This window comes from Roseibium sp. LAB1 (assembly GCF_054658235.1).
Genome location: NZ_BAAGIB010000011.1, coordinates 45,551 through 56,668, shown reverse-complemented (window position 1 = coordinate 56,668; position 11,118 = coordinate 45,551). Strand labels below are relative to the sequence as shown.

At 59.7% G+C, this 11,118-nt stretch carries 9 protein-coding genes; all 9 read left to right on the top strand.

Annotated elements, in window-relative coordinates; translation table 11 throughout:
• The first annotated feature begins 446 nt into the window (after window positions 1-446).
• The 9 genes from ACYQ54_RS28340 to ACYQ54_RS28300 all read left to right on the top strand — a co-directional run bounded on the left by ACYQ54_RS28340 (window position 447) and on the right by ACYQ54_RS28300 (window position 11,089).
• Entirely contained in the window at window positions 447-770 is a 324-nt protein-coding gene (locus ACYQ54_RS28340; protein WP_460088456.1) for a hypothetical protein, read from the top strand.
• A 52-nt stretch (window positions 771-822) separates the two neighbouring features.
• On the top strand, window positions 823-1,440 hold the full coding sequence (locus tag ACYQ54_RS28335; RefSeq protein WP_460088453.1) for a c-type cytochrome: 618 nt from the start codon (window positions 823-825) through the stop codon (window positions 1,438-1,440).
• A gap of 3 nt (window positions 1,441-1,443) precedes the next feature.
• Window positions 1,444-2,334: a c-type cytochrome gene (locus ACYQ54_RS28330; protein ID WP_460088451.1), complete on the top strand. Its 891-nt coding sequence runs from the start codon at window positions 1,444-1,446 to the stop codon at window positions 2,332-2,334.
• Between the two features lie 20 nt (window positions 2,335-2,354).
• A complete protein-coding gene (locus tag ACYQ54_RS28325; RefSeq protein WP_460088449.1) occupies window positions 2,355-2,843 on the top strand; it encodes a c-type cytochrome in 489 nt (162 codons plus the stop codon).
• Between the two features lie 95 nt (window positions 2,844-2,938).
• Window positions 2,939-4,273, top strand: coding sequence for an MFS transporter (locus ACYQ54_RS28320; RefSeq protein ID WP_460088447.1), 1,335 nt, complete (start codon window positions 2,939-2,941; stop codon window positions 4,271-4,273).
• Window positions 4,270-4,983 (top strand): HoxN/HupN/NixA family nickel/cobalt transporter, encoded by a 714-nt coding sequence (locus ACYQ54_RS28315; protein ID WP_460088444.1) that lies wholly within the window; start codon window positions 4,270-4,272, stop codon window positions 4,981-4,983. The genes ACYQ54_RS28320 and ACYQ54_RS28315 overlap by 4 nt, the downstream gene beginning before the upstream one ends.
• 261 nt (window positions 4,984-5,244) lie before the next feature.
• Window positions 5,245-5,619 carry a hypothetical protein gene (locus tag ACYQ54_RS28310; protein ID WP_460088442.1) on the top strand — a complete coding sequence of 125 codons (375 nt, stop codon included), beginning with the start codon at window positions 5,245-5,247 and terminating at the stop codon, window positions 5,617-5,619.
• An 86-nt stretch (window positions 5,620-5,705) separates the two neighbouring features.
• Window positions 5,706-7,907 (top strand): efflux RND transporter periplasmic adaptor subunit, encoded by a 2,202-nt coding sequence (locus ACYQ54_RS28305; RefSeq protein WP_460088441.1) that lies wholly within the window; start codon window positions 5,706-5,708, stop codon window positions 7,905-7,907.
• Window positions 7,907-11,089: an efflux RND transporter permease subunit gene (locus ACYQ54_RS28300; RefSeq protein WP_460088438.1), complete on the top strand. Its 3,183-nt coding sequence runs from the start codon at window positions 7,907-7,909 to the stop codon at window positions 11,087-11,089. Before ACYQ54_RS28305 ends, ACYQ54_RS28300 begins: the two co-directional genes overlap by 1 nt.
• Window positions 11,090-11,118 lie beyond the last annotated feature (29 nt).

Genomic DNA, 11,118 nt, shown 5'->3' with positions numbered 1-11,118 from the left:
TTTTCCGGCCTTCGGCGTGTTGCTTTCACCTGTTCTGGCTGCCGGGGCCATGGCTCTGTCCTCGGTGTTCGTCCTCACCAATGCCTTGCGACTTCGCCGGATCGCGCCAGTGATGGATGAAGCAAGGTCAAGGGTCGCTTTCACGCCAAGTGCCGAAGCCGCGCCTGCTGAATAGGAGGGGGTGACATGAACATTGGAGAACCTTCGCGCCAGTCCGGGCTACCGACCAAGATCATACGCTGCTTTGAGGACATCGGCCTGAGTGCCCACAAGACGGCCTCGATCAAGCTTTAATGGTGCGGATCGGCAATATGCCGGCCAGAGAAGGGTTGACCGGGGCGCAGGTTCACCGGATTGTGACACAGGTTCGGGTTCGTTGCTGGCAAACAGGATCCAGTAGGTCATTGCTGATGCGGTTGCAGTCTTGCTTTTGGATGACTTTGAAAATGCTCCTCGTGGCGGCCTTCGTTGCTGCCGGAGGATCGTTCAGTCATTCGCTTGCCGGAACTGCCCACGAACACTCACATGAAACCGCTGCCGCCTCCGGCGGCGATATTCCCCACGATCATGCTTCAAACCATTCCGATCACAATATGGCAGATCATGAAACCGTGCATTGTGGGGCCTATTTGCTGGCGTTGACGGATGACGAGCATCTGAGCATCCCTGACCTCATCGAAGACAGCGTCCGTGACACCGTGGTGTCCAATGTGTCCCGGGTGTGGAAGATTGATCCGCCTCCCCCGCGACCGGCTCCTTTATCCGTTTGAAATCGCTTGAGGCGGAATATCCGCCACGCAATCTGGATACAGGACAAGATCAATGAAATTTACGGTTATATCAGTGACTGGCGCGCTGTTGCTTGCAGGCGTTGCCGGCGCCTTTGCACATGGTGGGGCGTCCGGAATCGTCAAGGAACGCATGGACGCGATGGATGAGATGGGCGACGTGATGAAGTCGCTGACTGCCATCATGCGTGGAGAAAAGGACTATGATGCGGACGCAGTGCGTGAGGGCGCTGCGGTTATCCAGTCCCATTCCGGCGAGGCCCTGACCAAGCTGTTCCCGGAACACAGCATCGAAGGCCCATCGGAGGCGAAACCGGAAATCTGGACCGACTGGGAAGAATTCTCTGAGCTCGCAAAACAGCTGGACGTTTTTGCAGCAGGACTTGGCGCAGCGGCCGAAAACGGCCTGGCACACGGCAAGGGCGGTGCAGGTATGACGGGTCAGTCGGGCATGATGGGGCAAGACACCATGATGGGTGGAAATTCCATGATGTCCCAGGGCGGTATGATGGGCTCCGGAGGAATGATGGGGGACGCCGGTCACATGGCCGATCCCGAAATGCTGGCCCAGATGCCTGCGGACGGGCTTTTCAACATGGTCGCGCAGACCTGTTCGGCCTGTCACTCAAAATTCAGGGTCGAGAAAAACTGATCGATGCGCCTCTGGCTCGTTTTTGCGATCGTTGCTCCCGCGTTGGCGGGAGCGGCGTTCGCCGTGCTTTACCTCTGGCCTGTCGACAAGCCCGAACGGATCGAAGTCCTTGCCGGCGATCCGGGCCGCGGCGCCTATCTTGCCAGGATGTCGGGATGTATCGCCTGCCATACCAATACGGAAGGTGGCGGGAAACCTCTGGCTGGCGGTGTCAGGCTGCCGACGGACTTCGGCACGTTCTATTCGCCCAACCTGACGACGGATCCGGATCACGGCATTGGAAACTGGAACTTGCAGGATTTTGCAGCGGCGGTACGACAGGGTATTTCGCCGGAAGGAGAGCCCTACTATCCGTCGTTTCCCTATCCGTTTTACGGTTCCTTGAGCGACCAGGATATCGCGGACCTGTGGGCAGCCTTCAAGACGGTTCCCCCCGTTGCTGAAGCATCGACACCACATGACATGTTGCCGCCATTCAATCTCAGGATGGGCCTGAAACTCTGGCGCGGACTGTTTTACGTGCCGGAGACATTCGACCCGGATCCTGCGCGCTCTGATCTCTGGAACAGGGGCAAGTTCATTGTTGAGGGACCGGCTCATTGCGGCGCTTGCCACACCCCTAGAAATGCCGCAGGTGCACGTCAGGCGGAATTGGCTCTGCATGGCGCCAGCGAACTGCCTGACGGCGGCAAGTCTCCACCCATCACGAGTGCCACGCTGAAGAGGCAGGGCTGGACGATAAGTTCTCTGCAGTATGCGCTGAAAACCGGGATCATGCCCGATGGGGATGTCTTTGGCGGCTCCATGGGCGAGGTCGTGCGCGACGGCACTGCTTTCCTTTCCGAAGAGGACAGGGAAGCAATAGCAACCTTTCTCCTGGAGAGGGACGGCTGACCGTCTGAAGGAGAGAAACCATGAGAAGCCGCATCTTACTCGGTGCACTTTCTGCGGCAGTGTTGATTGTCGTCGCCAGTGCCATTTTCCTCCTGGCACCCCCCGATGTTGACGAAGGTGTCGCCCGGCTGAAGCCGGGCGACCTCAAGCTTGTGCGTTTGGGAGCAGACATTTACGCGCAGCATTGTGCAGCTTGCCATGGAGACGACCTGAAAGGAGAGCGCGACTGGATGGACGCCAATCCGGACGGTTCCCTGAAGGCCCCGCCGCACGACGAAACCGGGCACATCTGGCATCATCAGGACGACCTGCTGTTCCGTATCACGAAGCTTGGCACCGCGAAGGCGGTTGGCCTTGAGAATTTCAATTCGAACATGCCGGCGTTCGAAGGAGTGCTGACAGATACCGAAATCATCGCCGTCCTGTCCTGGATCAAGGCACAGTGGCCGCAGGAAATTCGTGAAAGGCATGACCTCATCAATACGCAAGGAGGGGCCCCATCGTCTTGAAGGCCGTGCGTTTTCGCCATACGGCTATGAAGCATTGCGGTTGCGGCACAGGTTCGATCGCAAGGCGCGGTGAAGCTGGACGGCTGGAGAGTTAAGTGATTTCGGTACTTGCCAATCAAACCTACCGCCATCTTTTTTTCGCGCAGGTCATCGCGTTGTTCGGCACAGGTCTGATGACGGTTGGTCTGGCGCTGCTGGCCTTCGATCTTGCAGGCGATGAGGCTGGCGCCGTTCTGGGAACAGCCCTTGCGATCAAGATGATTGTCTACGTCGGCATCAGCCCGATTGCTGCCGCTTATGCGAGCCGGTTTCCGCGTCGGATGTTTCTCGTCACGTTGGATATCGTCCGGGCTCTGACCGCGGTGGCCCTGCCCTTCGTTGACGAGATTTGGCAGATCTACGTTCTGATCGCCCTGTTGCAAACCACGTCCGCGGCCTTCACCCCTGCCTTCCAGGCCAGCATTCCCGATATCCTTCCGGATGAAAAGGACTACACGAGTGCCTTGTCGCTGTCGCGCATGGCGTATGATCTTGAAAACCTTCTCAGCCCAATGATTGCAGCCGTCCTGGTTGGCCTTGTCGGCTTCCACTGGTTGTTCGGTGGTACCGTTGCCGGCTTCCTGTTCTCCGCCGGGTTGATCCTGACCATTCGGCTCGTCTCGCCGCAGGCCGACGCGGAAGAGCCCGCATTCCGAAGAACCGTCAAGGGTCTGCAGATCTATCTGAAGACACCACGCCTGAGAGGATTGCTGGCCCTCAATCTCGCGGTTGCCGCCTCGGGAGCCATGGTGATCGTCAACGGTGTTGTCATCGTGAAATCGTACCTTGGTCTCGACGACACCGACCTGGCCTTGTCGATGGCGGCCTATGGCGGAGGCTCCATGGTTGTCGCGTTGACGCTGCCAAAGCTTCTTGCAAGCCGTTCCGAACGCTTCGTCATGCTCGCCGGCGGGGCACTGCTTCCCGTTTCATTGCTGATATTCGCCGGCCTGTTGGCGGTCCTGCCGGAGCCTTTCGTTTGGCCAGCCCTGCTGCTGGTCTGGTTTGCCATGGGGGCGGGCATGTCAGCGGTGCTCGTGCCATCTGGACGGCTTCTTAAAAATTCCGCCCATCCCCAGGACCGTCCATTGGTTTTTGCGGCACAATTTGCTCTTTCGCACGGTTGCTGGCTGATTGCCTATCCGCTCGCCGGCTGGCTTGGAGCAAATTCCTCGATGTCTGTGACAATGGTCGTTCTCGCCGGTTTGGCTGTGCTTGGCTGGGCTGTGGCCGGCAAGTCCTGGCCTGCAGACGATCACAGTATTCGCGACCATGCGCACCCCGACCTGCCGGCAAACCATCCGCATCTTGCCAAAGCACATGGAAAACGACACGCACATGCGTTCGTGATCGACAGCCTTCACCACACCTGGCCGGATCGCCAGCCATGATGGATCTTCTCATCTCCTGGCAACGCTGGATCTATGGCGGTGTGCGGGCATCGTTGCTGGAATTCAGCCAGTCGGGGGATTTCTGGCTTCTTGCGAGCATGATCGGGACAGGGGTGCTGTTCGGCGCCATCCACGCTTTGACGCCCGGGCACGGAAAGACGATCCTGGCTAGCTATGTCGCCGGAGCCAGAAGCAGCTTCGCCCGCGCATTTTCGGTCTCGACACTTCTGGCGGCAACACATGTGCTCACAGCCGTTCTGATCGCCTTCTTTGCCTCCCAGCTTGTGGAAAGATCCTTTGTTGGTGGCGGCCGGGCCCCGGCCCTCGAGTTGATCAGCCGCGTCACGCTGATCGGTATCGGCGCATGGCTTTTTGTCCGGGCAATCCGCTCAAGGCCGGGCAGGAAGCGAGCCGAAGGCTTCTGGGTGGCCCTTACAGCCGGTCTCGTACCGTGTCCTTTGACATTGTTTGTCGTGGTGGCAGCCCTGTCGCAAGGCGAACCGGTGGCGGGTCTGATGTTCGCGGCATCGATGCTTGTCGGCATCGCCTTCACACTTTGTGTGGTTGCAGGATTGGCGGTTGCCGGCCAGCGCCTGTTTCTTGATGTCGCTCTCAGGAACGGCGCGACCCTCAACGTGGTTTCACGAGCGCTCGATGCGACTGCCGGAATTCTCATTATCCTTTTCGCCGGTATCCAATTGCTTGAATAGACGCGACCCTGTTCAGATCCGCTTCAATTTCCCAGACGCAAACGAAAAATTGAAGGGCCGACGCTCATATTCGCTTCTGCTTCGGCCCCGCCAGGCGTATTTAGGTCTCAGGTTGTCTTGTGATCGGATGAACTATCGCAGAACCGGACGTTTCACGGTTCCAGATCAAGAACGGAAATTTATTAACCGCCCTTCGAAGGCTTGCTCAACAGCACCTATCAGGCACTTGTATTTGTGCTGGACTGGATTATATCGCGCAACATGACCCGACCCGTGCATCACATCAGCAGACTGGCCGCGACGATCCTGTTCGCGATTGCCCTGCTGTTTGCCGGGTTTGCACCGGCGCACCAGGCGATTATGGCTCCTGGAGAACATGTTGCGGCCAACGCCGGCATGCCGTGTGAAACAATGATGGGTCATGTCTCGGCCATGATGGGCGATGAAATGCCGGACGACGGACAGGTGAAATTCGACCTGTGCTGCGACGGTGCGTTGTGCGCTGCCGATACGGTTCGCGATAGCCAGGAAATGGCACTGGGTTTTGCCCAGGCCCTCGCCTTCACACAGTTGCCGCCTGATGCCCTTCACGTCTCGGACACCACCCTTCCCGAACGACCTCCCCGCCGCCTCTGAAAACATCGTTTCTCCGCAGATTTTCGCGGAGCCAGAAGTGATGGACATGCCTTCGGCAAACAGCCGCTGGCAACTCAGAGGTTACTATGCGTGGACGTTATACCGCGCTCAGCATCATCGCCCTTGCCGCAGGTGTGGCAGGCGGGGTGTTTCTTGAGCGCCTCTATCTGAACCCGGGCGACGGCAAAGCGTCGGGGGGACCAGAAATTCTCTATTGGGTCGCCCCCATGGACCCGAACTTCCGCCAGCCCGGGCCCGGCAAGTCGCCGATGGGAATGGATCTGATACCGGTTTATGCCGGACAGGAACCTTCCGCTGATCCGGCTGAAGTCAACCTGTCGGCGGCCGAGGTCAATGCCATCGGTGTACGTACCGCTTTGGCCCGTGTCGGTGAAATCTCCCGGCAAATCGAAACCGTCGGCTTCGTCGGTTACGACGAACATCTGACCAGTCATGTTCACACCCGGGTGGACGGCTGGATCGAGACGCTGAACATTCGCGCCGTTGGCGACCGGGTGAAAAAGGGCGAAGTGCTGTTCGAGCTGTTTTCGCCCGAATTCGGCATTGCCAGCTTCGATTTCCTGCGCTCGCTTTCGAACGGCAACGGTCTGTCCCTGGAGGCTGCCCGCAACAAGCTGCGCAGCCATGGGGCTTCAGAGGAGCAAATTGCCGAGATCGAGGCAGACGGCAAGGTCGCCCGCAGGATCAAGGTGGTCGCGCCGCGCGACGGGGTCGTTATTGCCCTCGCTGCCGCCGACGGTATGTTCCTGCAGCCCGGCGCTCAGGCCATGTCCATCACGGATCTCAACAAGGTATGGCTGATTGTGGATGTCTTCGGGCGCGACATCGCGCGTTTGACGGAAGACATGCGTGCGGTCGCCCGCTTCGAACATCTGCCGGGACGGACATTCGAAGGCCAGATCGATTACATTTACCCGGAACTCGATCCAAAAACGCGAACCCTGCCTGTCAGGCTCCTGTTCGACAACGCCGAAGGTCTGTTGCGGCCGAACATGTTCGGCAACGTCAGGCTGTTTCCCAACGAGACCCGCACTGCCGTCACCATTCCCTCCGAAGCCGTCATCCGGACGGGGACAGCGGAGCGTGTTGTCATCAAGGTCGGCGAAGGCACCTTCAAGCCAAGGCTGATCACCACCGGATTGCGTGACAATTTTGGAGAAAACGGGCGCACGGAGGTTGTTCAGGGGCTTGAGCCCGGTGAAGAGGTTGTTGCTTCGGCCCAGTTCCTGATCGACAGCGAAAGCGCGCTCAATGCGGGCTTGATGCGCATGGCGCCTACGAACGAAGTTCCTGCGCGCGGAACCGGTGAACTGGTCGCGCTCGACCGCGAAGCCCGGCTTGCAACCATCCGCCACGACAGTCTGGAAAGTCTCGACTGGCCCGCGATGACAACACGTTTTCCTGTTGCGGCGTCCATCGCTCTCGACCGGTTGAGCGAAGGCCAGCAGGTTTCCTTCAAGGCAGCGCGCGGCGCTGATGGCCTGCTGGGGTTGATCGAGCTCGGGTCAGACGACGGCATTGCAGCCACGGGGTCGGGAACCGTTCTTGCGGTTACAAGCGACGGTAAACTGACGATGGAGCATGGTCCGATCCCGGATCTCGGCTGGCCTGCCATGCAAATGGACCTGGATGTCTCGGGCTTCGATCCGCAGTCGGTTCCGGTGAATGTTCCGGTCGAATTCGACCTTGCCAAGGGCGACGGCGGTCTCTTCTCGATCGTGGCAGTAAGGCAGCCGGGCGTTGCCGAGGACCCGGCGGCAGGGCAGGCCGAGGAAGTTGCCGACGACGCGCAAGCAGAAGCCGCACCCATCGTGGTGGCGGGAACGATCAACTCGATCGATACCGAAAACGCGAAGGCTACAATCACCCATGGCCCCATTGCCGAAATCGGCATGCCTGGCATGACCATGGCATTCGCTGTGGACGAGGCCCTGGATCTGGATGCCCTGCCGGTCGGCACAGAAACCACGCTCACCTTTTCAAGGCCGGACGGAATGACGATGGTCCTGGCAAAGGCAGAGCCGGTTACCCCGCCGATGGAAGTCCGCGGCACCATCAATGCACTTGATCGGGATGCAGGCACGGCCAACATCACTCACGGACCGATGGCAGAGATAGGCATGCCGGGCATGACCATGGATTTTGCCGTTGATCAGGCCGTTGCCGTTGGTGATTTGCCACTGGATCAGGAGGTAACACTCTTGCTCCAGCGCAATCCGGATTTCTCCATGACATTGGTCGGCGTCCGGCGTGAGGAGGGTTTGTGATGATTGCCGCAATCATTCGTGCCTCCATCGCCAACCGGGTGATCATGTTGGCAATCGCCGCCATGATCGCCGTCGCCGGTATCTGGGCAATCCGTGAAACGCCTGTCGATGCAATCCCGGATCTTTCGGACGTTCAGGTCATCGTGCGCACGCCCTACGCCGGCCAGGCGCCTCAGGTGGTGGAGGACCAGGTCACATTCCCCATCGCCACGGCGATGCTTGCCGTGCCAGGTGCCAGTGATGTGCGCGGCTTTTCCTTCTTTGGCGACAGCTACGTCTACATCGTTTTCGAGGACGGCACCGATCTTTACTGGGCCAGAACCCGTGTTCTGGAATACCTCGGTCAGATCGCTGCAAACCTGCCTGAAGATGTTTCACCACAGCTTGGCCCGGATGCGACGGGTGTCGGCTGGATTTACCAGTATGCCCTGATCGACCGCACCGGAAATCATGACCTTGCCCAACTGCGTGCCCTTCAGGACTGGTTCCTGAAATACGAACTTCAGACCGTCGACGGCGTGTCGGAAGTCGCCACGGTCGGCGGCATGGTGAAGCAATACCAGGTGGTCGTGGACCCCAACAAACTCAGGGCCTACGACATAACGCTGGCGCAGATCCGAGGTGCCATTCAAGCCGCGAACCGGGAGACCGGTGGCAGCGTGATCGAGATGGGTGAAGCCGAATTCATGGTGCGTTCGACCGGTTACGTCGATGAGCTTGCCGATCTTGCCACGGCGCCGTTGATGGTCAACGACCGCGGTGCACCGCTGACCCTCGGAGACGTTGCCGACATTCGCCTCGGGCCGGAAATGCGCCGTGGTGTCGGTGAATTCGGCGGCGAAGGCGATGCCGTCGGCGGGGTTGTGATCCTGCGCTGGGGTGGCAACGCGCTGGCAGCCATCAAGGCAGTCGAAGCGCGGATCGGCGAACTGCGCAGCAGCCTGCCCGAAGGAGTGGAGATCGTCACGACCTACGACCGCTCCGGCGTTATCGAACGTGCGATCGACAATCTTCAGACAAAGCTGACCGAAGAATTCATCGTTGTCGTTCTGGTCTGTGCGGCGTTCCTTCTGCACTTGCGCTCGTCGCTCGTCATCCTGTTTTCCCTGCCTCTCGGCATTGCGGCTGCCTTCATCATCATGAAGCTGCAGGGCGTGAATGCGAACATCATGTCGCTTGGCGGCATCGCCATCGCCATCGGCGCGATGGTGGATGCGGCGATCGTCATGATCGAGGCGATGCACCGTCGGCTGGAACATGAAAAACTGACCGCGGAGAACCGCTGGCGGATCGTGGGGGAATGTGCCTCGGAAGTGGGCCCTGCCCTCTTCTTCTCCCTGGCGATCATCACCGTCAGCTTCCTGCCGGTGTTCGTTCTGGAAAGCCAGGAAGGCAGGCTCTTCAAGCCGTTGGCCTTCACCAAGACCTACGCCATGGCGGCCGCGGCCATACTCTCCATCACGCTGGTTCCGGTGCTGATGGGGTACTTTGTCCGCGGGCGAATTCTTGCGGAGAACAAGAACCCGCTCAACCGGATCGTGATCTGGCTCTACCGCCCCTTTCTGGATGCAGCCGTTGCCTGGCCCTGGGCAACGACCGTTCTGGCAGGTGTTCTGGTCGCCTCCATGTGGTGGCCCCTTCAGAGGATCGGCACGGAATTCATGCCAGCCCTCAATGAAGGTGACTTCCTTTACATGCCGACGCTTTATCCCGGTGTTTCCATCGGCAAGGCGCGTGAGGTTCTTCAGCAGTCCGACCGTCTTATCGCCACCGTACCGGAAGTAAAGACGGTCCACGGCAAGCTGGGCCGTGCCGATACGGCGACCGACCCTGCCCCGCTGACGATGATCGAAACGACCATCCAGCTGAAGCCGCGCGCCGAGTGGCGGGAGGGCATGACGATGGACCGGATCCGGGATGAGCTGGACCGGGCCGTCCAGATACCGGGTGTCACCAACGTCTGGATCCAGCCGATCAAGAACCGCATCGACATGCTGGCAACCGGCATCAAGACCCCTGTCGGGGTCAAGATCACCGGGGCCGATCTTGGCGTCATCGAGAAAATCGGTATTGAAGTCGAAAACGCGGTCGCAGGAATTGATGGCACGGCATCGGCCTATGCCGAGCGGCCCGTCGGGGGACGCTTCATCGAGATCGACGTCGACCGGGAGGCGGCTGCCCGCTTCATGCTGAGCGTGCGGGACATCCAGGACGTCGTGCAGACTGCGATTGGCGGCATGCAGGTGTCGGAGTCCGTCGAAGGTCTGGAGCGCTTTCCCATCAACCTCCGCTATCCGCAGGACTGGCGCAACAGTCCAGAGCGCTTGCGGGAACTTCCGGTGGTCACGCCGTCCGGTGCCCATATTCCGCTCGGTGCCCTGGCAGACGTCAGCGTTGTTGACGGACCGGGCATGATCCGGTCTGAAAACGCCCGGCGCACCGGGTTCGTCTTCATCGACATCACCGGCCGGGATCTGGGCGGCTACGTTGATGAAGCGCGCAGGACGGTTGCGGAGAAGGTGCAATTGCCTCCCGGCTATTCGATCGCCTGGTCGGGCCAGTATGAGTACATCGAACGCATGCAGGAACGTCTGAAGCTGGTAGCTCCGGCGACCTTGCTGATCATCACGCTCATGCTGTTCATGGCGTTCAACCGGGTCATCGAAGTCGGCATCATCCTTGCCGCCCTTCCCGTTGCGCTGGCCGGAGGTGTCTGGTTCCTCTGGTACCTGGATTTCGACATGTCGGTCGCGGTGATCGTCGGGTTCATCGCCCTTGCCGGCGTTGCGGTCGAGACAGCCATCGTGATGCTGCTCTACCTCAACCTTGCCTGGGAAAAACGCAAGAAGCTTGCGGCCACCGAGGTCCGCTCCCTGACGGTTGTCGACGTTGAGGAAGTGGTTTTCGAAGGTGCGCTTTTGCGCGTGCGGCCAAAGGTGATGACCGTTGCGACGATCTTTGCCGGGCTGATCCCGATCATGTACGGCGACGGTACGGGCTCGGAAATCATGCAGCGGATCGCAGCGCCCATGGTCGGTGGCATGGCAACCGCCACCCTTCTGACGCTCTTCGTCATTCCCGCCATTTTCACGATCTGGAAGCGGCTTGCTCTCTCGCGGGTCAACCGTGAGCTGAGCATAGCCGCCCCGGACATCAAAGGTGCGGTGCAGCCGGCCGAATGATTTTGCAACTCACAAACAAACTCCAAGAA